The sequence below is a fragment of the Candidatus Krumholzibacteriia bacterium genome, from assembly GCA_030748535.1.
GTDB lineage: Bacteria > Krumholzibacteriota > Krumholzibacteriia > JACNKJ01 > JACNKJ01 > JASMLU01.
In genome coordinates this window covers 34,613-59,566 of the sequence record JASMLU010000009.1, presented here as the reverse complement: position 1 = coordinate 59,566, position 24,954 = coordinate 34,613, and the positions used below count along the sequence as shown (strand labels likewise).

Below are 24,954 nucleotides of genomic sequence, written 5' to 3'. Positions count from 1 at the left end.
CGAGCCACTGTCCTCCTCCGTGTTTTTGACCTGAAAGGACGTGAGATTCAAACTCTGGTAAACGGGGTTCTGGAGGCCGGGAGCTACGAAGCACTCTGGGATGGACGGAATAAGGATGCCCGCCCAATGGCATCGGGGATCTACTTTCTGCGTCTCGAACAGGGGAAACGAGTAGCTTCAAGGAAACTGCTTCTTCTCAAGTAGTATGAAAACGGCCAGTCAAGCCATCATTGCCGCCCCTGGGATTTCCCCGGGGCTTCTTCTTTGTGGGGAGGAGACTTCAACGACGGAGATTCCCCCGGTCAGGCAGCCTCGCCTGAATTACAGATGAGAAGTTACACGCCCCGATTCACTCAGCCGGCCATTGCCCCAAAGCCGCATCCGGTAGTATCTTCAGAGACCATTGAAAGAAAGGGCAGCCATGAATTTGCGTGGAAGAGACTATCTCCTTACCCAGGATTTCTCTGTCGAGGAAATCCAGCACCTCATCGACCGATCCATCGAGCTGAAGCGCGCCTTCAAGGACGGAGAGCCGCATCGCCTGCTCGCCGACAAGACGCTCTTCATGATCTTCTTCGACAAGTCGACTCGAACGCGCAACAGCATCGAAGCGGGCATGACGCAGCTGGGCGGGCATGCTCATTTCATCGACAGCACGACCAGCCAGATCGCCCACGGCGAAAGCCCGAAAGACATGGGAACGATTCTCTCCACCTATGGCCACGGAATCGCGATTCGCCACGACCTCGTTTCCGGCGAAGGCCAAAGCTACATGCGCGCTGTGGCCGAACACGCAAAGATTCCCATCGTCAACATGCAGTGCGATGTCGATCACCCCATGCAGACCCTGGCCGACCTGATGACCCTGCAGGAGATCTACGGGCAGAATCTGCGGGGACGCAAAATCACCGTCTCCTGGGCCTATGCGCCCAGCTACGCAAAACCCATGAGCGCTCCCCAGGGCCTGATCACCCTGATGACCCGTTTCGGCATGGATGTCACCCTTGCCCACCCGCCGGGCTACGAACTCATGAAGGACCAGGTCGCCATTGCCGAAGCGAACGCCGCAAATAATGGAAGCAAGTTCGAGATTGTCGATGACATGGACGCGGCTTTCGAGGGCGCACACATTGTCTATCCCAAAAGCTGGGGCGCAGAGGATTTCTTCCATCGCCCCGAAGAAGGCCTGGAACTTTCCAGGAAGTATCAGGACTGGATCTGCGACGAACGCCGCATGAAACTCGCCGACAGCGATTGCAAGTACATGCACTGCCTCCCGGCCGATCGCGGCAACGAGGTCACCGACGCGGTGATCGACGGCTCGCAGTCAGTCGTCTATCAGGAAGCGGAAAACCGGATGCACACCGCAAAGGCGATTCTCTCGGAGACCATGTAAGAAAAAACCCCGGCGATTGCCGGGGCCTAATCACTCGCTTGCGAATTCAGGAATCAGTAAAGCGCCTTGATCTGGCTCCAGGAGCTTGGCTCGGTAGCTGTTCCCCCAATGGCCCGGATGGTCACCGAAAAACTCCCGGAACCGCTGATGTCAATTCCCGGAATCGCCCCGCCGAGGGCGTAGATCATAAGGTCCATATCCATGAAGGGCCCGATGTCCTGCTCCCGAATGAGGTCGGTGGGAACCCCCGGCAGCTTGACCTCCACCCAGTCTGCAAAGTTCTCGACCAGAGCAGGTCCGTTCATCCCCACCCAGTAAAGGGATCGGGTCACATAAAACTGCAGGCTGTAGTTGCCATCAGAACCCAAAATGGAGGCCAGGATGTCCTGCGCTCCATCGGGTTCCAGGTCGTGCTCCCAGAGGCCCACGACTCGGTCGGGGTCGGCCGGGAAGGCACTTGCCGGAGTCGCCATGGTCTCCAGAAGCAAGCCTCTACCCTCGACCCAGGAGTAGCCGAACTCTTCCCAGTACTTGTCCTTGGAGATTTCTCCGTTGGAATAGATAAAGATCCCGTCTTCATCCACGATCAGTTCAATGGGAATGCCGTGCACCATGCCATAGATATTGGCCGAAGGCTCGACATACCACTCGAAGTCCCCGTGCTCAATCGGGGGAAAATCCAGAGTGACGCTGTAGTCACAGTCGGCCCAGAGGAAGGTTCCGTTCGTGGTGATGTCGGGGAATTCCCCGTTGACATTGGCGTTATACCAGTAGTTCAGGCTGCCATCGATGGTCGAGATGTGAAGACCCGCAGTTGCAGAAACAGAGAACATCAGGAGCAGGAAGATCAGCGGAATGCTCATTCGCACATGTTTCATGGCGCTTCCTTTCTTTCGTAGCAAACCAGTGATTGAGAGTCCCATCCTCCTGTCACAATACACTGCCCGTCCGGCGATAGTTTCAATTGTATCTTTGCACTTTCCTTACGGCTTGTAAAGGTCTGCGGGTAATTTAGATTACAATTATCAGGATCGGTGGTTTTGCCCCCAAGAAAGATTTGCCACTCCGGGGCAGGGGGTCTAAGCTCAAGCCATGTCAGAAGTTCACTATCATTCTGCCCGATGCGTCTCCTGCGGGAAGACCCTCCCCATGGAGAACCTGCTCCCGGTCTGCCCGGACTGTGGGGAAAAACTGGATCTCCTTCTGGACTTCGAAGCACTGGGAAAGGCAAGGGAGCAGATCGAGTCCTTCCCGGACTTTCATATGGGCCGCTACGCTCCGCTCCTCCCCCTGCCGGGACTCGGGGCCATGGCTTACGGCATCGGCGGCACTCCCCTTCTCTTTGCCGGAAGGCTGGGAGAGGCAATCGGTGCGCCGGGACTCTTTCTGAAAGACGATACCCGCAATCCCTCCGCCAGCCTGAAAGACCGTGCGACGCTGGCCGTTCTTCTGGCAGCCCGCGAGCAGGGAGCGGAAACCGTGGCCACGGCCTCTACCGGAAACGCGGGAGCCAGCCTGTCCGCTCTGGCTGCCCGGCTCGGCATGAAGGCGGTCGTCTATACGCCGGCCTCTGCGCCGCCGGCCAAACTGGAACAGATTCGGGCTCACGGTGCGAAGCTTGTCAGGGTAGATGGCAACTACGATCGCGCCTATGAGCTTTGCGCCGAGGACTGCCTCAAGAACAACTGGATCTCTCGCAGCACCGGCTTCAACCCCTGGTGTACGGAGGGAAAGAAAACCGTCGCCCTTGAAATCGCCGAGCAGTTGGGCTGGACTGCGCCCGACCTGGTCTATGTCCCCACCGGCGATGGCTCCATTCTGGGGGCCGTGCACAAGGGATTCTCGGATCTGCTTCAACTCGGCATCCTGACTTCCATGCCCCGGCTGGTCGCCGTACAAGCCGAAGGCTCTGCGGCGATTCACGATGCCTGGAAAGAAGAGCGGGACATTCAGCCGGTGAGTTCCGACACTCTTGCCGACTCGATTTCCGTGGACATGCCTGCCGACGGCACAAAGGCCCTGCGAGCACTGCGCAAGTCAAAGGGCTTTGCGATTACCGTAAGCGACCCCGAGATTCTGGGAGCCATGAGCCGCCTTGCGCGACTGGAGGGCGTGCTTGCAGAACCTGCCGCGGCCGCCTCGCTGGCCGGACTGTCCCGAGCGGTCAAGGACGGGCTACAGGATTCGACGCAAAAAGCGGTTTGCCTGGTCACGGGCCACGGACTCAAGGACCGCGAAGCCCTGGAGAGGCTGCCTTGAAGTCGCAACTCAGGATCCGCGTAAACGGACAGGAGCATGAACTCCTTGTTCCCGCGACCCTTCGTCTTCTGGATCTTCTGCGAGAGAAGCTGTCGCTCACCGGTACCAAGGAAGTCTGTGCGGAAGGAGAGTGCGGTGCCTGCACCGTGCTTCTGAGTGGCAAGCCGGTCAACAGTTGCCTGGTTCTCGCACTGGAGTGTGAAGGAGCAGAGGTGACCACGATCGAGGGAATGGATCACCCCGTTCAGTCCGCACTGGAGGAAACCCATGCCGTACAGTGTGGCTACTGTTTTCCGGGCATGGTCATTAGCGCCGCAGACCTGATCGACAGTTCCCGCGCCGAAAGCCGTGATGCCATTCGTCATGGATTGTCCGGCAATCTCTGTCGGTGTACGGGGTACGCAAAAATCCTGGACGCGGTGGAAAAGGAGTCTGGTAAATGAGATGGTTCGTACTCGCACTTTGTATCGCCATTCAGGGGGTGGCCGTGGAACAGGATCAAATGCAGAAAGCGAACCAGTGGTTCGCCATTGAACTCAACAATCGTAGCTGGACTGTCATCGACCAGGAATCTCCGGAAGCGGATGCGCTGGAACGGCTGACAGACATGGCTCACGCCTCGCTCTACCACTGGAGCCAGGTTGGAGAGACCGTGAATCTGGCCCGCGGTCACCATCTGGTTTCCCGCGCCTACGCCAAGATCGGCATTGCCTCCGAAGCACTTCGCCATGCGGAGAAATGCCTCGCGCTTTGCGAGGAAAATGGTTTTGGAGACTGGGATCTGGCCTTTGCCCTGGAGGCGAATGCGCGGGCCCACCATCTCTCCGGGAACAAGGAGGAGCACGCCGCCTTCCTTCTGCGGGCGAAAGAGGCGGGAGACGCAATCGCAGAGGAAGAAGATCGCACTATCTTCTTCGGCGAACTCCAAAAGGTACCCGGCTACAAGAAATGAAGTACCTCTGCCCTCGCACTCTTGCCGACGCCGAGTCAGCGCTGGCCCGGGAGGATGCACTGGCCCTTGCCGGTGGCAGCGACCTTCTCGTGCATCTCGGATGCGACCGTGACTGGCCCGGCACTCTGGTGGATCTGAAGAACCTGAAGGAGCTTCAGGGTGTGGAGAGCGAAGGAGGCCTTCTCCGTTTGGGGGCAGCGCTCACCGTTTCTGAATTGGCCGACAGTCGGGAGATTCATTCCTTTCCTGCGCTGAAAGAAGCGTGTCGCAGTTTTGCCGGGCGGCAGATCTGCAACCGCGCCACCCTGGGGGGGAACCTGGTCAACGCCTCTCCGGCGGCGGATCTGGTTCCGCCCTTGATTACTCACGAAGCACAGCTTGTGACCACGCGCCGGCGAATGCCCGTGGAAGAACTGGCGGTCGGGCCCGGAGAGACCTGCCTGGAAGCCGGTGAAATTCTGCTGTCCGTGGAACTCCCCTGGCCTCCGGATGAGAGTCGGGACTTTTTCTTCAAGCTCGCTCCGCGCGATGCCATGAGTATTTCCGTGGTCTCGGTGGCAGGTCTTCTGCTGTTTCGGGACAAGGAAGTTCTTGCGGCGCGACTGGCACTAGGCTCCGTCGCAGCTACCGTGATTCGTGCGAAGGAAGCGGAACGCGCTCTCGAGGGTAAGTGCCTGAGTCCGGATGGTATCAGGAAGGCCGCATCTCTGGCCGCCGCCGCCAGTAGTCCGATTGATGACCTTCGCGGCTCTGCCAGCTATCGTCGCGAAATGGTGGAGCGAATTCTAATCCGATCTCTTCTGGACCTTGTCGAGAGCGGCGAGAACATTGTCGGGTCGTAGGGGAGTCTCGCGAATCCTCACTCCGCAAGCATCAAAGAGCGCATTCGCAATCGCGGGCGCGGGGCCGCTGATACAGATTTCCGCAACGGCCTTTGCACCATAGGGTCCCGTGGGGTCCGGGTCTTCCACAAAAATCACTTCCTGTTCCGGCACTTCATCGGCGCGGTAGATTCCGTGTTCCATGAAGGTGCGCGCCCGGGGAGCGCCACCTTCGTCGTAAGACACCTCTTCCTTCAGGGCAAAACCGATTCCCTGAATCACCGCGCCCTCCACCTGGCCTTCGGCCATAGGAGGATTGAGAACCGTCCCGACATCGAGGGCCGTCACGAACTTCTCCACGCGAATCTCGCCGGTTTTCACATTCACCGAAATGTCGGCAAACTGGGCGGCAAAGGGTGGGGGCGAGTCCAGGGAGCTGTAGCTGGCGCAGGCCATGAGTTGCCTCTGTTGATCCGTGTAGAAACTCCGGCGGCCGATCTCCTCGAATGTCAGCTGGCGGCCGTCGGGAGCCTCAAGAAGCTGATCGCCAAAGCGCAGTTCATCGCTTTCGCATTCCAGAAGCTCTGCTGCGTAGCTACGGATGTCCTCCCGCAATTGCTCGGCCGCCTTCTTCACGGCCCCGCCGCTGATATAGGTCGTGCTCGAACCATAGGCTCCCGTGTCAAAGGGCGTCGTGTCGGTGTCGGCAGAAATGACCCGGATCTTGTCGATTCCAACGCCAAGAGTTTCTGCGGCGATCTGGGCGAGAACCGTATCGGAGCCGGTTCCAAGATCGGTGGCTCCTGTCTGCAAATGAAAACTGCCATCTTCGTTCATGCGCAAAAAGACAGAGGCCATGTCGATTCCAGGAATCCCGGAACCCTGCATCACGAGCGCCATTCCGACACCGCGCTTCCAGGGTCCCTCGCCGGAACGAGCCTGGTCCCACTCAATCGCCTCCTGCCCCTGGCGAAGAATTTCATCGAGGGCACCGCTCTGCAATTTGGTGGCAAAGCCTTCGCGACCTTCCCCCATCACTTCCATCACCTTGAGAGAATCGCCGACCTTCAGCAAATTGCGGCGGCGAAGCTCGATACGATCCACGCCGAGTTCCCCGGCGCATTCATCCATGAAACTCTCCAGGGCCCAGTAGGCCTGGGGAACGCCATAACCTCGATAGGCACCGGCCGGAACACGGTTGGAGTACACTGCGTGTCCCCGGTGGCGAATGGCGGGAGAGGGATAGAGACTCAGGGCCTTCTGGGCACTGACACTCATGACCGTGAGAGAGTGCGCGCCATTGGCTCCCGTGTTTTCCAGAATGTTCATTTCAAGGGCAGAGAGTTTTGCATTCCGGTCGAAACCTGCACGAAACTGAATCGCCGAAGCATGGCGGTTGCGAGCCGAGATCAGTTCCTCCTCCCGGCTGAAGCGAAGGCGGGCAGGTCGCCCGGTGCGCAGGGTCACCAGGGCGCAAAGTTCCTCGCCGAGAATCTCCTGCTTCCCGCCAAAGCCTCCGCCAATGCGGGGCTTCATGACACGGATTCGGCTCAGGGGGAAATCCAGCAGGCGGCTCAGGACCCGGCGAACATGAAAAGGAACCTGGCTTGCGCTCTCAATGACCAGGCGACCGTCGCCATCGAGCCAAGAGGACATGACATGGGGTTCAATGGAGCACTGTTGCACGGAATGGCTCTGGTATTCCCTTTCGATGATCGTCTCTGCTTTTGCAAATCCCTCATCGCTGTCACCGATCTCCAGCTCTGTTTCCGCCGCCAGGTTGCGTTCGCGATCAGCGGGCCAGAAGAGCAGGTCTTCCTGAGGGTCTTCCGCTTTCTCCTCGTGAAGAGTCGGTGCAGAGTCCTCCATGGCATCCCCGGCCTCCGTGAATGCGGGAAGAATCTCGTAGTCGACACGAATCTTCTTCAGGGCCTCCGTCGCCGCCTGTTCGCTTTCTGCCAGAACCAGCGCCACGCGATCGCCCACATGGCGAACTTTCTTGTCGAGCATGTAACTGTCATAAGGACTGGGTTCGGGAAAACCCTGGCCGGCAGTGGTGTAGACCCGGCGGGGCACATCGCGCCAGTCGAGAATCTCGAGAACTCCTGGAAGTGCGAGAGCCTCTCTGGTATCGACTTCCCTGATTCTGGCGTGAGGATGTGGGCTAAAGAGAATCTTCAGGTGGATCGGATCGAGCAGTTCGCGATCTTCTGCAAACACCGGACGGCCCTCCACAAGAGAGCGTCCGTCAAGGCGCTCTGTGTCGTGTCCAAGAACCTGGTATTTCGGATTGTCCGCCGGTTCCCGGGGCTCGCTCAAAGCAAAGCAGACCTTTGCTGCTCGAAGTGGTTTGACATAGCCGGTGCATCGGCAGAGAACCGGGGAAAGTGCCTTGCGAATCGCCTCTTCATCCGGGCTCGGGTTCTTGCGGCGAAGAGCCTCGAGACAAAGCAGCATGGCGGGCGTGCAGTAGCCACACTGCACCGCACCTTCCGAAAGAAAAAGGGATTGCAACTTCTGCATCCAGGCATCGTCGAGAAGGCCTTCGAGGGTTTCCACCCCGCGCCCCTCGACTGCTTCCGGCAGGAGGTTTACCGATGAGACAGCTTCGCCATCGAGGAGAATCGTGTCCGCGCCGCCCTCGCCCTTCTCGTCGGAAAACTTCACGGACTTACACCCGGCACGACGAAGAAGGTCGAGCAGTGTTTCGCCCTCTCTTGCTTCCAGCGCCCGGAGCTTTCCATTCAGGGTGAAGCGGATCATTGCCTCAGTCTTTCTGCTGCTTCTTGGTGTGCCGCGATCTGGGATTGTTCGTCGAAATCGCAGAGCTTGCCGGACTCTACGAGAACTTCGCCGGCAACAAGCAGCGTGTGAACCCGGGGGGCAGAGGCAGAGAAGAGCATGGCGGCCAGGGGATCCGAGCTAGCTCCCGCCAGTTCCAGTGTTTCCAGATCCCAGAGCGCCAGATCGGCCAGCGCTCCCACTTCAATGCGTCCCATGCCGCTTCGCCCGAGTACCCTTGCCCCGCCTTCGCAGGCGATGCGCCAGACCTCGCCGGCACTGAGCCAGAAGTCACGAGGACGAAGCCGCGACAAGAGAAGCGCCTGCCTCGCCTCGGCCAAAAGATGGTTGCCGTCATTGGAAGCACTACCGTCTACCGCCAGACTCACCGGAACTCCCGCATCGAGCATTTCCCGGATCGGTGCAATACCACTCCCCAGTCTCATGTTGCTCGAGGGACAGTGGCTCATGCCGGTTCCCGAGTCTGCCATGCGCTGAATCTCCGCAGAGTCCAGATGAATCGCATGGGCGAACCAGGTATCGCTCCCTGTCCAGCCAAGTTTTTCCATGAGTCCATAGGGACGCAGGCCGTGGGTCTTCAGGCAAAACTCTTCCTCGTCCCTGGTTTCGGCCAGATGCGTGTGAAGGCGACAGCCGCTTTCCCGGGCCAGCGCGGCCGTCTGCCGCATGGCTTCCTCGCTCACGGAAAACGGCGAACAGGGAGCAAGGTCCACGCGGATCATCGCGCCTTCGCTCGGGTCGTGATAGCGAGACAGAAGCCTACGACTGTCCTCAAGAATCATCTCTTCATTCTGAACCAGATCGTCGGGAGGAAGCCCGCCGGCACTTCGTCCGAGGCTCATGGACCCGCGAGTCGCATGAAAACGAAGGCCCAAGTCCCGGGCCACCTCGATCTGCCGGTCGATGAGATCCGGAGCCGCGCTCTCGGGGAAGACATAGTGGTGATCGCTCGAGAGCGTGCAGCCGGAGAGCATCAGTTCCGCCAGGGCTGTGCGCGTGGAGACGCTGATCATCTCCTCGTCCAGCCCACGCCAGATTTCGTAGTGAAACTTCAGCCAGTCGAAAAGCTCCGCATCCTGCGCAGTGGGCAGATTGCGGGTCAGGGTCTGATAGAAGTGGTGGTGCGTGTTCACCAGACCCGGCGTGATCAGTTTCCCGCGCGCGTCAATGATGCGGTCAGCCGGGATCTCCTGCGGAGTGTCGAAGACCTCGGCGATGCGACCCTGTTCTATGAGAAGCGCACCGCCGCGAATTTGACGATCTTCGCCGTCGAGCGTGGCAATCAGTTCGGGATTCTGGATCAGTGTTTTCATCTAGGGTCGTATCGCTCCGCTGGGTCCAAGTTCTTCATCGAGAGGAATGTCCAAGGCTGCCGTGGGGCAAACTGTCACGCAGAGTCCGCACACAAAACAGCGATCTTCGAAGACGATCACGGCGTCCGGGTTCTTCTCCTTGTCCACAAGAAGCGCGTCATACTCGCAGGAGTCCACGCAGATATTGCAGAGAGTGCACTTTTCGGGAATGACCGTCGGCGGCGGGCCTTCCATGGGAACGTGTCCGCTGGTCCCCACTCCCTCCACCAGTTCCGGCGCGCTTTCTGCGATCTTGCGAGGGTAGATCCCCGTCAATTCGCGAGCCGTTTCGTAATCGTGGTCATCGAGCCAGGTGGAAAGCTCCTTCTCCAGCCGCTTCCAGAGCTTCGGGCCTTCGTAGATGTTCTGCGTGCAAACTTGTACGGCGCTTGCGCCCGCCATGAGAAACTCCACCACATCGCGGCCCGTCCGAATTCCCCCGACACCGATGATCGGTACTTTCACAGTTCGGGCAAGGTCAAAGACAATGCGGAGGGCCACAGGCTTGATCGGGGGCCCCGTAAGCCAGCCATAGCCCAGTTCTGTTCCCAGCACGCGGCCGGCGTTTTCAATGTCGATGCGAAGAGCCGGTCCCAGGCTGTTGATCGCAGCGATCGCGTCCACGAAAGGCTCCATCTTGCGTGCCGTGTCGATCACGGTGGCCGGGTCGTGCGGGCTGATCTTTGCGATGATCGGAAGAGAGACCGCCTCGCGAAGCGCCTTCATCACCTGCCAGGGTTCTTCCTTCGCGTAATGCACCGTTACTTCCAGGGCATCCACGCCGGCCTTTTCGGCAAGCTTGCCGAGACGAACCACTTCCTCTGCGGTGTAACCGAGAGAGGCAATGACCGGAACCCCGCCCTCAAGGGCAATGGCGTACTCCTTCTCCAGCCATTGTTCCGGGGGAAGCTCGCTCCAAAGCTCACTGTTCAGCATTCCGCCACGACGGTTCTTCGCAAGGTTCATCATGTGGAACTTGGGAACCGGGGCGGCCTCGCTGCTGATGGTCTTGCAGACAAGGGCGCCCGCACCGGCCCGTGCCTGCCGACGACACATTTCGCCATCGCGAACATTCGGACCCGCCGCCGGCCAGAGCGGGTTCCTGAAATCAAGACCAAAGAGACTCAGAGTTAGATCTGCCATAGCAACCTTTCCATCGGTTTAGCATAGCGGAGTCCGGGAGATCGTCAAGAAGACTGCTGAAACCCTGCTATCCCTGTCACCGTGGACTGCTGCACTCCCAATCTCGGCGCCGAATCCCTGCCCTTCGAGTTTCTGGCTCTTTTCGGGATGGGTCTCCCACTGGAGAATCGGAGAACTGGTATTCTGGTAGGCGCAGTTCAGGACAATCATATCCTTATTTCTACAAACCATTGATAACAGTGGGCTTATGCTGTAGCCGGATTGACTTTGGGAGCTTCACGAACTACCCTGCCCTTGCTTGAACAGGCGCAAGGGAGCCATGAGCCAGAGGCTGGGGATTCCCGGAGTCTGTGCCGAGGGAGAACTCAGCCCGGAAGAAAAAGCCCGGCGGGTTCGGGAACTTTGACGCGATGACACGATCATGGTCGGTGACGGACTGAACGATGCACCGGCCTTCGATGCCGCCTTTGCTTCGGCAACTTCTGCGCTAGACCGCGCGGCCCTGTTTGCGCGCGCTGAGAGCTGCCTTGAGCCTGCGAAGAATGATTCGCTTGAACCTGCTCTTCGCCGCGGTTTACAATCTCGCCGCGGTTGCCATGAGCATCGCGGGACTGGTCAATCCCCTTGTTTCGCTCCCCGAAAGAAGGGGACGCGGAGCACGCCGACCGATTGAGCTTGATGCCCCTTGCCCGGGACGATGAGCCCGGGCAGCACACCAATAACGAGTCCAAGGAGAATTCATGAGTGCCCCCGTTCAGACCCGCACAGTGGTCTACGACGACGGAATCGTGCGGGCCTTCACCCTTGCGTCGGTCATCTTCGGCGTGGTGGGAATGCTTGTGGGAGTCATCATCGCAGCCCAGCTTTCCTACTGGCAGGCCAACTTCGGCATCAGCTGGTTGAGCTTCGGTCGCCTGAGACCCCTTCACACCAACGCAGCGATTTTTGCCTTCGTCGGGAATGCCCTCTTCGCTGGCATCTACTACTCGATGCAACGACTGCTGAAGACCCGCCTGGCCAGCAACTTTCTCAGTTGGCTGCACTTCTGGGGCTGGCAGGCCATTATCGTAGCGGCTGCGATCAGCTTCCCGCTGGGTCTAAGCCAGGGCAAGGAATACGCTGAGCTGATCTGGCCCATTGACCTGGCGGTCGTGGTGGTCTGGGGGGTCTTTGCTGTCAACTTCTTCTGGACTCTGGGCAAGCGAAACGAGAAGAACCTCTATGTCGCCATCTGGTTCTACATTTCCACGGTGGTCACCATTGCCGTTCTCTACCTCGTTAACAATCTGGCCCTGCCAACCAGCTGGCTCCACAGCTACCCGCTCTTTGCCGGAGTTCAGGACGCACTGGTTCAGTGGTGGTACGGGCACAATACAGTTGGCTTCTTCCTGACCACGCCGGCTCTTGGCCTGATGTACTACTTCCTGCCCAAGGCCGCAGAGCGACCGGTCTACTCCTATCGCTTGAGCATCGTTCATTTCTGGGCACTGATTTTTGTCTACATCTGGGCCGGCCCCCACCACCTTTTGTACACGGCCCTGCCAGACTGGGCACAAACCCTGGGCATGCTCTTCAGTATCATGCTCTGGGCGCCAAGCTGGGGAGGAATGCTCAACGGACTGCTCACCCTGCGCGGAGCCTGGGACAAGCTGCGCACGGATCCTGTCATCAAGTTCTTCGTGGTGGCGATCACCTTCTACGGGATGAGTACCTTTGAGGGGCCCCTTCTTTCGATCAAGAGTGTCAACGCCCTGGCGCACTACACAGACTGGATCATCGGCCATGTCCATGGCGGCACTCTGGGCTGGAACGGGTTCCTGATTGCCGGCATGTTCTACTGGCTGGTTCCAAGGCTCTGGAACACGAAACTCTACTCCAAAGGGCTTGCAGAAGCTCACTTCTGGATCGGCACCCTGGGCATGTTGCTCTATGTAATTGCCATGTGGGTGGGCGGCGTCAGTACCGGTCTCTTCTGGGGCGCTCTCGGTGCCGACGGCTTCCTGAAATATCCGGACTTCATCGAAGGTCTTCGCTCCCTTCGTTTCCTCTTCGGCATGCGCCTCTTTGGCGGAACGCTTTACCTGATCGGCTTCCTGATCATGATGGTCAATGTCTTCATGACCGTCGCCCGTGGAAAAGCCTTCAACGGGGAAGTCGAAGTAACTGTGCAGGAAAAAGAGCCCTCGGTCTCCACCTGGAAACTCCTCCGTGGCGCACCGATGGTTTACTCCGTCCTGATCATCGTCCTCTCGGTCCTGCTGGGAGTCTCTGGCGTGATCGCCAGTGCAGCGGTTCTGGCAACAGGCACCGTGGTTCTGATTGCCGCAATCCTGGGCTTTGGGCTCAGCAAGAGGGAGGGCCCCGGCTGGCATCGCATGCTGGAGGGCAAGCCTCTCGCCTTTACGATTATCGCGCTCGTAGCCATCCTCATTGGTGGAGTCGTGGAGATTGTTCCCATGGTCATGATTCGCTCGGAGGTTCCCATGGTTGCTCTCAATGACAGCACCATGGTGGAGAGCCCCACGGCACAGCAGCCCTACAGCCCCCTGGAACTGGCCGGGCGAGACATCTACATTCGGGAAGGCTGCTATTCCTGCCACAGCCAGATGATTCGCCCCTTTCGCCACGAGACACTTCGCTATGGAGATTTTTCCAGGGCCGAAGAGTTCCGCTATGACCACCCCTTCCAGTGGGGCTCGAAGCGGACCGGCCCGGACCTGCATCGAGTGGGCGGGAAGTATGCCAACCTCTGGCACTACCTGCACATGAAAAACCCGCGGGACACTTCACCGGGCTCGAACATGCCCAACTACGATCACCTGCTCGATCGCAAGGTCTCTGCCCGCGTGATGGCAGGCCGTATGAAGGCGCTTCGCAAGCTCTGTGTTCCCTACTCGATGGAGGATATCGGAAACACAGAACACTACCTGCTCAGTCAGGGCGAAATTATCACAGAAGACCTGGCCTCTCAGGGCGTTGAGATCGACCCGCAAAGCGAGATGGTTGCCATGATTGCCTACCTCCAGCGACTTGGTCGGGGTCCCCAGTTGTCCGCCGATGTCACCCCCGTACCGGAAGTGGAAGAAACACAGGAGGCAAACTGATGTTCAAAGAGGAGTTCTTTGCCTCTCGCGCAGACCTGATGCTCTTTCCGCAACTGGCCTTCGGCCTGTTTATGCTCGTCTTTCTGGGCGTGCTGGTCTGGGTCTTCCTGGGCCTGCGCGACAAGGGCAAGCTTCACCGCATCGCATCATTGCCCCTGGAGGATGATTCCAATGGAGGTAGCCTGAATGACTGAGAAACAGGATGTCATTTTAGATCACGACTACGACGGGATTCAGGAGTACGACAACCGTCTGCCTAACTGGTGGCTTGCCATTCTCTACGGAACGGTCGTCTTCTCCCTGGCCTACTGGCTCTTCATGCACACCTTCGGGATTGGAAATCTCCAGGTCGAGAAGTATGAGCACGAAATGAAAGCCGCCACGGAAATGCTTCTGGCCCAGAGCGCCGGGGAAGAAGTCACGGATGAGTCCCTTCGCCTGATGGCGGAACTTCCGGAAACCGTAAGCCTGGGTGCTGAGCTCTATTCCCAGTACTGCGCGGTCTGCCACTCTACGAAAGGCGAAGGACTGGTGGGTCCCAACCTCACCGACAAGTATTGGATCCACGGCGGCAAGCCCACGGATATCCATCGCGTGATCTCCGAGGGCGTGCTCTCCAAGGGAATGGCGGCCTGGGGCAGCCAGTTGGGCCCGACCCGTGTGGAAGCCTTGAGCGCCTTCCTACTCAGTATTCAAAACATGGAGATTCCGGGCAAGGCAGCAGAGGGTGAGTTGATGAAGTAGGGGTTTTTGTGGGAAATAAACTCAGGCGACCGGAACTTGACACGGTCTACACAATCAATGTCAGGAATTCCCTGAGCGGCAAGTCCCGTGACGTAGTTCTTCAGTTCAGGGGGCCCTGATGAAAAACTGGCTTCGGGAGCGACCCTGGATCTGGATCGTGCTTCTCTTGCTCTTGTTCCTGATTCTGGATCTTGTCTTTGTCGTGATTGCGGTAATGAACCGGCCGGAAGTGCTGCTTCCCTAGGGTTCCAGCAGTTCCACCCGTGCAGTCTCCAGGTCAAATAGTGCCGCCTGCACCTTGAGTTTTCCGGATGAAATCGCCTGCTCGATTTGAGGGCTTTGGCTTGGCAGGCCCCGAGCGGAGCGGCGCGCATTGGCCTTTTCTGCCGCGTGCTCTTCCTCCCGCAACTCATCAAGCGCGGGTTCGATCTCCCCTACAATAAAGGAAAGGTTCCCTTCTCCGTGACCTGTCCGGGCGGCGGCCACGGCACCGCAGGAAGAGTGTCCGAGAACGAGAATCAGGGAGACGCCCAGATACCCTGCGGCATACTCGATGCTCCCGAGAACCACATCATCCAGAATGTTCCCCGCCACGCGAACCACAAAGAGATCGCCGGGGGCGCAGTCGAAGACCCGCTCCGGGGGAACCCGGGAGTCAGAACAACCGAGAACCACGGCAAGGGGCTTCTGATCCAGTTCCAGCGCCTGGCGGGAAGGTGGGTGTTTGCTTTCCCCCCGGGCAAAGCGAGCGTTCCCGTCCAGAATGAATGCCAGGGTTTCTTCCGGATTCATCGCAACCTCAGACAAAGGCCCACTCCATCGCGGATGGGAAGAAGGCTGCAGAGGTAATCCGGGCTGTTCCAGATCCTGTCGGTAAAGGCCCGGATGCCTTGGGTACTGATTTCCCGGTTCTGCGGGTCAGCCACATCGCCTCCCCAGATCAGGTTGTCGATTACCAGAGCGCCGCCTACGCGCAGGTGGTTTCCCAGAAGATCGGGGATTTCCGGGTACTGCTCCTTGTCAATGTCGCAGAAGACAATGTCAAAGAGACCCGGAGTCACCTGGAGAAGATCCTGGGCGTAGCCGCCAAGAAAAGTGGCCTTCTCCGCCTGTCCGGCGCGCGCCAGAAATTCCTTCGAGAGCTTCGTGTTTTCGGGATCGCCGTCGGTCAGATAGATTTCGCCATTTTCGGGCAAGGCTCGGGAAAACCAGAGTGCCGAGTAGCCAAAACCGGAACCCAGTTCGAAAATCCTTTGCGCGCCCATAAGCGATGCCAACTGAAAGAGAAAGCGACCGACCTCCGGGCCGATGATGGGAAAGCCTTTCTCCCTGGCCAGTGCGTGCATTTCCGCAAGAATCGGATCTTCGTCGCGCAGGGCTAGACCCTGAAGGTAGTCGCTTAGGGGCTTTGAGTGGATACTCATTCAGAAACCACCAGTCGAAGTACTTCCACCACCAAACGCTCGATTCCTTCTGCTGCCTCACTGATGCGTTCGGCCAACATATAGGCGGGCGTGCTTACGATTTTTCTTTCTTCATCGACGACAAAACGATGCACTTCGCAGTTTTCATGCGAGGCGCCCAATTCCTCCAGGACCCCTGCCGTGGCTTCATCGTTTCCGATCGTCAGCTTTAGGCCGGGCTCGTCTTCGCCCAGTGCGGCGGCCAGAACTGAGGGGGCAATACAGATTGCGCCGATAGGCTTCCCCGCTGCTCGCATCTCTCGAAGAATGCGGGCCACTTCAGGAATGGCGACCGCCTCGGCTCCCCGAGTGGCAAAATCGCTGAGATTCTTGGCGGCGCCAAAGCCCCCGGGAAGAATCAGAGCGTCAATGTCATCTGCCGAGAGATCGCGCAGGGCCTTGATTTCCCCGCGGGCAATACGGGCCGACTCTTTCAGGACATTGCGACGCTCGCCGCTCTGTTCGCCACTGAGGTGGTCCACCACCTCCAGTTCCACATCGGGAGCAACCATCAGCACATCGGCGCCGGCCCGATCCAGGGCCAGCAGGGTAATGACGGACTCGTGGATTTCGGCGCCATCGTAAACGCCGCACCCTGAAAGCAGAACTCCTACCTTTGACATGAGGGCCTCCTTTGTCAGGCCAGTTGGACAAAGACCTTCCCGTTCTGTATTTCCACGGGAAAACTCGCAACCTGGGTCCAGCCCCGCTCCTGAACGGCGCCACTCAGAAGGTCCACAACCCAACCGTGCTCATGACAGCAGAGATGGGTGTCGCTCACTTCACCTTCAGACAAGAGGGCGCCCTGATGGGGACAGGAGTCCTCCAGGGCGTAAACTGCGTCTCCCGTGTTCACCAAAACCAGGGTAAAGCCGTCCACGATGAAACCTCTCGCTTCACCGGCGGGCAGATCCTCCATTTCGCAAACCAGAAGAAGATCCTTTTCGCTCACAAATACCTCCGTGTACGAATATGAATAGCAGATCCCGGATGCAATGGGAAGCCCTTGCAGGACCGGCTCTCCTTTGTTATCCAAGGTGCATCCCAAGGAGTGAAAATGGACAAGATGGAAATACAGCTCGCCCACAGCCCGGATCCCGATGATGCTTTTATGTTCTACGGACTTGCCAAGGGTCTTGTGGACAGCGGGCCCTATCGCTTCACACACATTCTGCAGGACATTGAAAGCCTGAATCGGCGCTGCCTGAAGCAGGAACTGCACATCTCGGCCGTCTCGATTCACGCCTTTGCCTACCTTCAGGAACACTATGGGCTCCTTTCCAGCGGGGCCAGCATGGGAGACGGTTACGGTCCCATGCTCGTGGCTCGCCCCGGCCTGGATCTGGAAACGGTGAAATCGAAAACCATCGCCATCCCTGGAACCCTGACCAGCGCCTTCCTGGCCCTTCAAATGGCCATAGGTCCCTTTGAACATGAGGTGCTTCCCTTTGACGAGATCATCGAAGCCATCGTGGATGGGCGCTTCGAAGCCGGGCTGATCATTCACGAAGGACAACTCACCTACGAGCGCGACGGGCTGCAACTGCTTCTGGATCTCGGGATTTGGTGGGGTGATGAAACCGGAGGTCTTCCCCTTCCTCTGGGGGGAAACGCCGTGCGACGGGATCTCGGGCGCGAGCGCATGGAGGAGCTGAATGTCATCCTTCGTAACAGCATCGCCTACAGCCTGGAGCACCGGAAGGAAGCGGTGGACTACGCTCTGGACTTCGGACGCGGACTGGATCGCGACATGGCCGACGAGTTTGTGGGTATGTATGTCAACGAACTGACGCTGGACTACGGCAAGCGCGGGCGGGAGTCGATCCGTCTCTTCCTGGATCGCGCGCACAAAGAGGGCTATCTGCCCCAGCCTATCGAAGTGGAGTTCATCGGGTGAAACTCAGTGAAAAAGACCGCAAAGAGCTTCGACGCCTGAGGCGACAGATCCACCGTTTTCCGGAACTGGGCTTTCAGGAAACGATGACTGCTGAACTGGTTCTCGACACCCTTCATAATGAGAATATCGAGTGTCGCGGCGAAGTAGGCAAGACCGGAGTCGTCGCCCACATCCAGGGAGAAAAGCCCGGGCCTCTGCTGCTCTTGCGAGCCGACATGGATGCTCTCCCGATTCAGGAAGTAGCGGGAAGGGACTACGGTTCCACTCATCCGGGTATCATGCACGCCTGTGGACATGACGGGCACACGGCCACGCTTCTTGTGGTCTTGAACTACCTGCAAAGAAACCGGGAGACTCTGCACGGCTCTGTCCGCGCACTCTTTCAGCCCGCAGAAGAAGGCTTGGGCGGAGCGCCGGCCATGATCGCTGATGGCGCTCTGGAAAATCCCCGGCCGGACATCGCCTTTGGCCTTCATTACTGGAGCCAGATGCCGGTGGGGACGGTGGGGGTGGCCGCAGGAGCCGTCATGGCCAGTGTCGATGAGTTTCACATCAAGGTGAAGGGCAAGGGGGGACACGCCGCCGCCCCCCATGAGTGCGTTGACCCGATTCTGGCCTCCTCGGCACTGGTCTGCGCCCTTCAGCAGATTGTCAGCCGAAGGAGCGATCCCCTGAAAGCGGTCGCCCTGACCGTGGGTAAGTTTCAGGGCGGGACTTCCTTCAACATCATTCCCGAAGAAGTCCAGCTATCCGGGACGGTTCGCTGTCTTGATTCTGATGTATGGGAAACGATTCCCGGCCAGATCGAGGAAGTGATTCAGGGAACCCTGAAGGCGCACGCCTGCAGCTATGAACTGGAATACCTGCGGACCAACATCCCTCTGGTCAATCAGGAAGAAGCCTGCGAGCAAGTTCGACAGGTGGCGCGCGATGTCGTCGGGGAAGACCGATTGCTTGAAGGCGGGAAGACCTTGGGTGGCGAAGATATGGCGGACATTCTCAAGCTCGTCCCGGGTTGTTACTTTTTTGTCGGCTCCGGCTCAGGGGGTTTTGACGCGCCCCACCATCACCCCTCCTTTGACCTCGATGAGCGTGCGCTGGAAACCGGTGCAGAAATGCTGATCGGACTTACGGAGAAGATCCTCAGCGGGTCAGGGTAAACTCTTTCTCTGTGAGCCGGCTCCCTTCCAGGACAAAACGAAGTGAGTAGTCGCCAGGCTTGCGCTTCTTCTTCAGGGAAGTATTCAGGCTTCCCTCGACCATGACCACGCCGTCCTCGTCGGCCAGGACTTCGTATTCTTTGGAATAGAGCTTCTTGCCGCCCGGCTTCCTCCACTGCAGTTCAGCACGATAGGTCTCGCCGGGAAGAAGCCCGCCCGCAAAAGCCCGTGCGGACAGAGAGGACTTCTTTTTCATCGAGAAGTTGGCGTCGGGATTTTCTGAGCCATCGGACAGCTCGATGGCGGATTCCAAAAGCTGGAAGTTCTTTTCTGCCATTAATTCCCGGTTGAAATAGATGCGGAAAGTGTAGCGACCAATCTCACGCTCTTTTTCCGCCGCGATATTCAGCTTGCTTTGCAGGGATAACTGGTCGCCGCCCTGGATCTCCTCCTTGAATGAGTTGAGGTCCTCGGCCTTTTTCCAGTGAATCACATGGCGGCGGGAATCGCCGTCATTCTCAATTATCACCTCGGCATAACGACGGAACATCTCGTGCTCATCGGGACGAAGCCAGACCAGGTGAATCGAATGAGTACGACCCTCCTCAAGCCCTGAAAAATCGACGATTCCGTGTACCCGGGACTTCTCCCCCGGCGAAAAGTACTCGGCCTTGCCCAGACGCTTTCCGGTCTTCTTGCTGACCGAGCGATAGAAGCCGATGTCCAGGGAAAGCGAAGACTCGCCAGCCCGGTACTCCTGAAGAGCGGTCTGCTCGCAGGCAAAAAGGAAGGGGAGAAGGAGAAGAAGCCCGAATCTTTTCATGAGAACCTCCGTGGGGACGCAACACTATCCCCTCTGTGGAATGCAGGGTCAAGTCCTGCGCACAAAAAAGCCCCCCTCCCGAAGGAGGGGGGCATTCCTTGACGACTATTTGAGGAGCGTCATCTTGCCTTGCAGGCGTTCGGTCTGTGTCTTCAGTGAGTAGAAGTAGAGCCCGGAACTGACGGATCGGCCCTCACTGTTTCGTCCATCCCACTGAACGGAGTGGAAGCCCGCGTCCATCCTGTGATCCACAAGACGGGTGATGCGGCGACCGCTGGCATCGAAGATATCCAGTTCCACCGGACCCTCCGACTCCAGCCCGAAGCGAATCTCTGTCTTCGGATTAAAGGGGTTGGGCGTGTTGGGAAGCAGTACCGTGCGGAGCGGTACCGATGAGTCCGCACCGTCGGTAACATCGGGAACCTCGAAGCCCACAAGGTAGAACTCATCCACGCCTGCCTCAACCACGGAGCCGGAGCCCTCGTCCGATGCGATAAATCGCAGGCGAACATTGGCGGTCATGTCAATGTAGTCCTCGAGAGTGAAGCTCTTGTAGGCCCAGCTCCGGTCACTGGCGTTGGTATCTTCCAGCGTCACCCAGTTACTTCCATCATCGGTGACCTGAACCACCCAGTAATCCTCTCCGGGAGCATTGCCCGTGTCGTTGGTATACCAGCGACGATAGCTCAGGGCCACATTGCTGAGATCCGTGAGATCAAGGACGGGGCTAAAGAGCGTGGTCTTGCCGCCATCCACGTCAGCAGCACCCTGGTTTGCACCCGCAGCGTCGTCGCCCGTGATCCAGCAGAGAACGCCCGGGGCGTCCGTTGCATCGTCTTCGGGGTTGACCTGCTCGCTGCCATACCAGGTAGCGTTGGGGTCCACGCGGGTCCAGATCCCGGTCTCTGCGTCGTCGCCGGCATCTCCCACACTCCAGCCTTGGTCGCTTTCCATGTCATCGGCAAAGACATCCACCTGCGTGGTCACCCAGAAGACATAGGCATCGCCCGGGGCGCCTGCAGGATCAGCGGACTCGTTGCCCGCCTCGTCCCAGGCATTAATCCAGTAGGAAATCCGGCTGCCCTCGCTTTGACCGGGAATCGATGCCTCCACAAGGCCTCCGCCACCGGCAGAAGTCATGGGAAGAGTGACCGGAACCCCCTGGCCAAGAACCGTGTAGGTCAGGTTCGCTGAGGCCACATCGGAATAATCGGTCACATTGGATTGAATGACATAGGGGCCCGCGGTGTCCGGTGTGTAGGGATACACCGTGGTGTTCTCGATGCGCGGTCCCAGAATATCGTTCAGGGAGAAGTTCCGGTTCACGGTCTCCCCGATGGACACATCCACACCGTAGGTCGTGTCCGGCTCGAAACTATAGTGGCGCGCAACCACGGTATAGGTTCCCGCTTCCACGCTACCCCAGTAGGCGCCATCATCGCCGCTGTAGAGTGTGCGGCCGGTTTCCGGGAGATAGATCTCACAACCCGGAAGCGGCGTGTCCGCAGTGGCGTTGGTGACCACGCCTCCCAGGTAGCCCAACTCCATGGAGGAAATCGGCTCGAAGGCGATGGCCCGACCGCTGGCGATCGTGGACGCACCCGGCGCGTACTGGTTCCAGTAAGTGTAGAGAACACCATCGGTGTTGTCTCCATTCTGGATCCCGACCGTCGCATAGCCGTTTTCGCTGTCCACATTGCTCACGGTTGCATACTGGAAAACGATGCGTCCGTCGCCGGTGGCCGTCTCGTAGTTAGCGGGATCGTAGAGGAAAACCTCAAAGGTCTCGTAACTGTTGTTCCAGTCATTGCGAAGCGAGTTCCACTCAATGACAAAACGGTGGTTGTCCGTGTCGTACCAGGTGTAGACATCGCTGTAGGTGCCCGACTGGTAAAGGTTGTCCCAGAAGGGCGCAATCAGGTTCTCCGGGCTTCCCGCACTGGGAATGTTCCAGTTCCGGTAATGCACCAGCGAGGTGGTACCCATCGTCATCCAGCCGTTCGAACACACGGAGATCTGGTTGAAGGTCTCGCCGTAGTACTGGAAACCGAAGGGCAGGTTCACCACCTTTGTGTCGTCCTGCTCCCAGCCATTGTCCGACAGGTTGAGGTCTGTTCCCGGTCCACCGGCACCTGGACTCAGTTCCACCCATCCGTAGGTCGGCGCATAGAGGTAGTTGGTGTCACTGTTGTCGAAGGCGTAGTAGCCGTAGCTGTCCGGCCCGGTCGGCTCATTCGAACTGGCGCTTCCCACCTGCTCGACATGCTCCACGACTTCCGTTGCCCCGTTGCTGTATTGCAGGGTCAGGGCAAAGGCCGCCAGGTGGCCACCGAAGCACTCGTCTGCGATGCTGATCGTAAAGCCGTCACCGGAATTGGATTCCGACTCGCCGGGGTTGACCGAGGGAATCACAGCCTGAGAGTCGGAGATTCCCACCCAGGGGCTCTCGGTGCTCAGTGTTGCGGTGATTGTCCCACTGGGAACGGAGCCTGAATTGTAAAGCTCCACGAAGAAATCGCCGCTCTCTCCGGGATCCAGATCTTCGCCCGGTCCGGTGAAGCCGGAAGCGATCACTTCAAACTCGGCGCTCATTACGGGCAAGGCTACCAGCGATGTCCAAGTCTGGAATCCGGACTGGACCAGAAGGCTGAGCCCGATGTCATGCGCATCCGGCGCGTAGGAACCCACTTCCACGAGGAAGTCGGCCTGAACGCTAGCACCTGCCGGAATGTCTCCGCAGTTGGCGGAGCCTGACAGGATGCTCGCAAAGGAGTCGGAGCTGGACAGCGTTGCCGAGACATTGCTGGCCGTGGAAGAACCCATGTTCTTCAGGGTCAGGCTGAGTTCCAGGGTTTCTCCCGGGTTCACCTGACCGTCGTTGTTTCCCTGACTCTGCCCGGAGTTGTCGTCGTCGATGTCCGTGGACTCAAGGCCCACAAAGATCGACTGGCTTTCCAGACTCAGGCTTCCCTGGTAGGGATAGAGGTTGTGCCCGGTCACGGTGACAAACATCTCTCCCGCACTGGCTCCCTCGAATCCGAGAAGCACTTGCCCGCTGGAGTTTGTCCAGCCCGTGGACCGGACTTCGCCATTCTTGAACAGGGCGACCCGTGCGTTTTTCACAGGCATCCCGGAGTCAAAGACGGTTACGGGTACGGAATTCGCCCCTGTGGGCAAACTGCCGGGGTGGTTTACGGAAAGCACCTGAGGCTCGGCCGTAAAGATCTCCACAGCCGGATCTCCCATCAGGTTGTTCCACACGGACCAGATCTCCACCTTGCTGGGCTGGGAAAGCTGGTAGTTGTTGTACATCTCCAGCTTTCCGCGGGTCAGGGCAGGACCCATTCGGTAGTCGCCGGAGTTCAGGAAGCCGTGAGCGATCCCGTTGAACATGCAGTTGTTGAAGCGGGTGTGGGTTCCAATGGTCGCTGTCCCGATACAACCGATAGCCCCACCGTTGGGAGCTCGAAGGAAGGCCTCGGACCGGGAGGTTCCGCTGCTGAAAGAACCGGTGTCACAGGTGATCACCACGGCAAAGGGAAGTTTGGTCCCGTTGCTCAGCGCAGAAATGTGACCCGTGGAGAAACCGCTCATGTTCCAGTAGCCGCGATAGGAGAAGAAGCTCTCTCCCTGATTCAGGTTGCTGGTCAACTGGCTTGGGAAGTTGCCGCCCCAGATGGAGTCGATATCGGAATAGCCTTCCTCCAGCAGTTCATCCCGCGCCCACTGGTGCACATAGATACAGGTGATTCCCGAAGAGCCGGGATCTCCGCAGAGCACGGCCCGGTCAAACCAGGTCGTGCTCGCCATGTAGGGGTCGGTTTCATAGGACATGATCTTGTCGATGATGTCTTCCAGTGATCCTGTGCTGGTAAAAGACAGTCTTCCAATGTGGATATCGGCAAGGACATCATTGCCGGCAAGGTTGCAGTAGTAGTGATCACCTTCGCCGCCGTAGCCGGAAAGACCCTCAAACCAGGTGGCAACCGGGAAGGAACCATTGGCATCACCAATGAGAACCACGAACTCCAGGGGAACGGCGTTGTTGTCGTAAACATCCTGGATGTAGTTCTTGATGCTGCTCGCGCTGCTGCCCGTCTGGGCCGTGGACACGACTTCCACATTGTAGCCCTGCTTCTGACGCCATTCGATCAGTGGCTGGATGCGAGTCAGAACCGCTGAGCTGTTGGCGTGGACCATCAGATAGGTTCCCGGTCCCTCTTCCACGCCGTCAAGAAGGCGGTCGCTGTTCAGAACGGTCGTGCGATACAGGTTTGCGAAGGACTCCGGGATGAAATTGCGATGAACCGGAACCTCTGCCCGGGAGTCAAGGCCCTGAAACTCCAACTCCACTTCGATCCGGGAGGTGACACGAATTTCACCGCTGGAGGGGTCGTAGCTCAGGGGCTGGAAGCTCAGGGGAACCACTCGCAGGTCTCGAAGCACAGCCGGCTCGCCGAGTTCCAGACCCGCCTGTGTGCCTGAGGAACGGGAACCATAGTAGTCGCCGTCCACCTCAAAGTTCTCCGCACCTTCTGCCTGAAGGGGAAGCAGTCTTCCCTGGCCCACAAGCTCCACGCTTTCGGAGATGCTTCTCAGTCTCAGGCCCCTGCCTTCGGGGACTGCGACCAACTGGGTCATTATCGGCAGTGCGGCCTGCCCGGGAATCCCGTCCACATTGGCTCCGTCAAAGGAGTAGTGGCGGTACTCTTCTCCCTGGATCTCCAGAACTTCTTCCTGAAGAGAGGGAAGAACAAACTCAATCCGGAGCCCTTCTTCACTGCGCTCGAGAATCTGAACCTGAACCGGTCCCTTTCCTTCGCCTTCAAGAAGAATGTTCCGGGTTTCAATCGCGTGGCTGGGGATTGCCACAATGATAATACCGAGCAGGAAGTGCCCGAGTTTCCTGACCATGGGGTCCTCCGGTGTTGCAGACTTGAGTATCGACGCTCATCATTATACCACAGGCTGGGGGGATTGGGAATCGGAAGCTCGAAAGAATCGCCCATACCTGCGTCCCTGTTGGGATTCAGCGGTC

General features: G+C 58.5%; 23 protein-coding genes. 13 read left to right on the top strand and 10 right to left on the bottom strand.

Translation table 11 applies throughout. The features are described from left to right. A partial coding sequence (locus tag QGH30_08230; protein MDP7022323.1) for a FlgD immunoglobulin-like domain containing protein occupies nt 1–204 on the top strand: 204 nt, incomplete at its 5' end. A gap of 217 nt (nt 205–421) precedes the next feature. Beyond that, on the top strand, nt 422–1,396 hold the full coding sequence (locus tag QGH30_08225) for an ornithine carbamoyltransferase (GenBank protein MDP7022322.1): 975 nt from the start codon (nt 422–424) through the stop codon (nt 1,394–1,396). 53 nt (nt 1,397–1,449) lie between these two features. Here QGH30_08225 and QGH30_08220 read toward each other — a convergent pair whose 3' ends face one another. Beyond that, nucleotides 1,450–2,274: a hypothetical protein gene (locus QGH30_08220; protein MDP7022321.1), complete on the bottom strand. Its 825-nt coding sequence runs from the start codon at nt 2,272–2,274 to the stop codon at nt 1,450–1,452. A 214-nt stretch (nt 2,275–2,488) separates the two neighbouring features. Between QGH30_08220 and thrC the strand changes: the two genes are divergently transcribed. The 4 genes from thrC to QGH30_08200 are packed head-to-tail and all read left to right on the top strand — an operon-like array spanning nt 2,489 to nt 5,449. Further along, nucleotides 2,489–3,655, top strand: a complete 1,167-nt coding sequence (gene thrC, locus QGH30_08215) for a threonine synthase (protein MDP7022320.1) — start codon at nt 2,489–2,491, stop codon at nt 3,653–3,655. Further along, the gene (locus QGH30_08210) at nt 3,652–4,098 is read left to right on the top strand and encodes a (2Fe-2S)-binding protein (protein MDP7022319.1); all 447 of its coding nucleotides are present in this window, start codon (nt 3,652–3,654) and stop codon (nt 4,096–4,098) included. The genes thrC and QGH30_08210 overlap by 4 nt, the downstream gene beginning before the upstream one ends. Beyond that, complete coding sequence (locus tag QGH30_08205; protein MDP7022318.1) at nt 4,095–4,607, top strand: hypothetical protein; 513 nt, start codon at nt 4,095–4,097, stop codon at nt 4,605–4,607. Before QGH30_08210 ends, QGH30_08205 begins: the two co-directional genes overlap by 4 nt. Next, entirely contained in the window at nt 4,604–5,449 is an 846-nt protein-coding gene (locus QGH30_08200; protein ID MDP7022317.1) for a xanthine dehydrogenase family protein subunit M, read from the top strand. Before QGH30_08205 ends, QGH30_08200 begins: the two co-directional genes overlap by 4 nt. Here QGH30_08200 and QGH30_08195 read toward each other — a convergent pair. The 3 genes from QGH30_08195 to QGH30_08185 are packed head-to-tail and all read right to left on the bottom strand — an operon-like array spanning nt 5,393 to nt 10,725. Further along, nucleotides 5,393–8,191, bottom strand: a complete 2,799-nt coding sequence (locus QGH30_08195; GenBank protein ID MDP7022316.1) for a molybdopterin-dependent oxidoreductase — start codon at nt 8,189–8,191, stop codon at nt 5,393–5,395. The genes QGH30_08200 and QGH30_08195 overlap by 57 nt on opposite strands. After that, entirely contained in the window at nt 8,188–9,543 is a 1,356-nt protein-coding gene (locus tag QGH30_08190) for an 8-oxoguanine deaminase (protein ID MDP7022315.1), read from the bottom strand. The genes QGH30_08195 and QGH30_08190 overlap by 4 nt, the downstream gene beginning before the upstream one ends. Beyond that, entirely contained in the window at nt 9,544–10,725 is a 1,182-nt protein-coding gene (locus tag QGH30_08185; protein MDP7022314.1) for a 4Fe-4S binding protein, read from the bottom strand. 542 nt (nt 10,726–11,267) lie between these two features. Between QGH30_08185 and QGH30_08180 the strand changes: the two genes are divergently transcribed. The 5 genes from QGH30_08180 to QGH30_08160 all read left to right on the top strand — a co-directional run bounded on the left by QGH30_08180 (nt 11,268) and on the right by QGH30_08160 (nt 14,817). After that, nucleotides 11,268–11,426: a hypothetical protein gene (locus QGH30_08180; GenBank protein MDP7022313.1), complete on the top strand. Its 159-nt coding sequence runs from the start codon at nt 11,268–11,270 to the stop codon at nt 11,424–11,426. Nucleotides 11,427–11,465: 39 nt separating this feature from the next. Further along, on the top strand, nt 11,466–13,829 hold the full coding sequence (gene ccoN / locus QGH30_08175; GenBank protein MDP7022312.1) for a cytochrome-c oxidase, cbb3-type subunit I: 2,364 nt from the start codon (nt 11,466–11,468) through the stop codon (nt 13,827–13,829). After that, a complete protein-coding gene (locus QGH30_08170; protein MDP7022311.1) occupies nt 13,829–14,023 on the top strand; it encodes a hypothetical protein in 195 nt (64 codons plus the stop codon). The genes ccoN and QGH30_08170 overlap by 1 nt, the downstream gene beginning before the upstream one ends. Next, on the top strand, nt 14,016–14,573 hold the full coding sequence (locus QGH30_08165; protein ID MDP7022310.1) for a cbb3-type cytochrome c oxidase N-terminal domain-containing protein: 558 nt from the start codon (nt 14,016–14,018) through the stop codon (nt 14,571–14,573). The genes QGH30_08170 and QGH30_08165 overlap by 8 nt, the downstream gene beginning before the upstream one ends. Nucleotides 14,574–14,691: 118 nt before the next feature. Beyond that, on the top strand, nt 14,692–14,817 hold the full coding sequence (locus tag QGH30_08160) for a hypothetical protein (protein ID MDP7022309.1): 126 nt from the start codon (nt 14,692–14,694) through the stop codon (nt 14,815–14,817). Here QGH30_08160 and QGH30_08155 read toward each other — a convergent pair. The 4 genes from QGH30_08155 to QGH30_08140 are packed head-to-tail and all read right to left on the bottom strand — an operon-like array spanning nt 14,814 to nt 16,988. Then, nucleotides 14,814–15,365, bottom strand: coding sequence for a carbonic anhydrase (locus QGH30_08155; protein MDP7022308.1), 552 nt, complete (start codon nt 15,363–15,365; stop codon nt 14,814–14,816). The two genes, QGH30_08160 and QGH30_08155, sit on opposite strands and share 4 nt — an antisense overlap. Further along, nucleotides 15,362–15,997, bottom strand: a complete 636-nt coding sequence (locus QGH30_08150) for an O-methyltransferase (protein ID MDP7022307.1) — start codon at nt 15,995–15,997, stop codon at nt 15,362–15,364. Before QGH30_08150 ends, QGH30_08155 begins: the two co-directional genes overlap by 4 nt. Further along, nucleotides 15,994–16,659: an isoprenoid biosynthesis glyoxalase ElbB gene (elbB, locus tag QGH30_08145; protein MDP7022306.1), complete on the bottom strand. Its 666-nt coding sequence runs from the start codon at nt 16,657–16,659 to the stop codon at nt 15,994–15,996. Before elbB ends, QGH30_08150 begins: the two co-directional genes overlap by 4 nt. Nucleotides 16,660–16,673: 14 nt before the next feature. Continuing rightward, the gene (locus QGH30_08140) at nt 16,674–16,988 is read right to left on the bottom strand and encodes a Rieske 2Fe-2S domain-containing protein (protein MDP7022305.1); all 315 of its coding nucleotides are present in this window, start codon (nt 16,986–16,988) and stop codon (nt 16,674–16,676) included. A gap of 114 nt (nt 16,989–17,102) precedes the next feature. On the opposite strand from QGH30_08140, the gene QGH30_08135 reads away from it, so the two are divergent. Together QGH30_08135 and QGH30_08130 are read left to right on the top strand one after the other, a co-directional pair. Beyond that, entirely contained in the window at nt 17,103–17,933 is an 831-nt protein-coding gene (locus tag QGH30_08135) for an ABC transporter substrate-binding protein (GenBank protein MDP7022304.1), read from the top strand. Further along, entirely contained in the window at nt 17,930–19,093 is a 1,164-nt protein-coding gene (locus tag QGH30_08130; GenBank protein MDP7022303.1) for an amidohydrolase, read from the top strand. The genes QGH30_08135 and QGH30_08130 overlap by 4 nt, the downstream gene beginning before the upstream one ends. Here the strand turns inward: QGH30_08130 and QGH30_08125 are convergent. Continuing rightward, nucleotides 19,077–19,916 carry a hypothetical protein gene (locus QGH30_08125; protein MDP7022302.1) on the bottom strand — a complete coding sequence of 280 codons (840 nt, stop codon included), beginning with the start codon at nt 19,914–19,916 and terminating at the stop codon, nt 19,077–19,079. The two genes, QGH30_08130 and QGH30_08125, sit on opposite strands and share 17 nt — an antisense overlap. Before the next feature lie 105 nt (nt 19,917–20,021). After that, on the bottom strand, nt 20,022–24,830 hold the full coding sequence (locus QGH30_08120; GenBank protein MDP7022301.1) for a C25 family cysteine peptidase: 4,809 nt from the start codon (nt 24,828–24,830) through the stop codon (nt 20,022–20,024). Nucleotides 24,831–24,954: the final 124 nt, after the last annotated feature.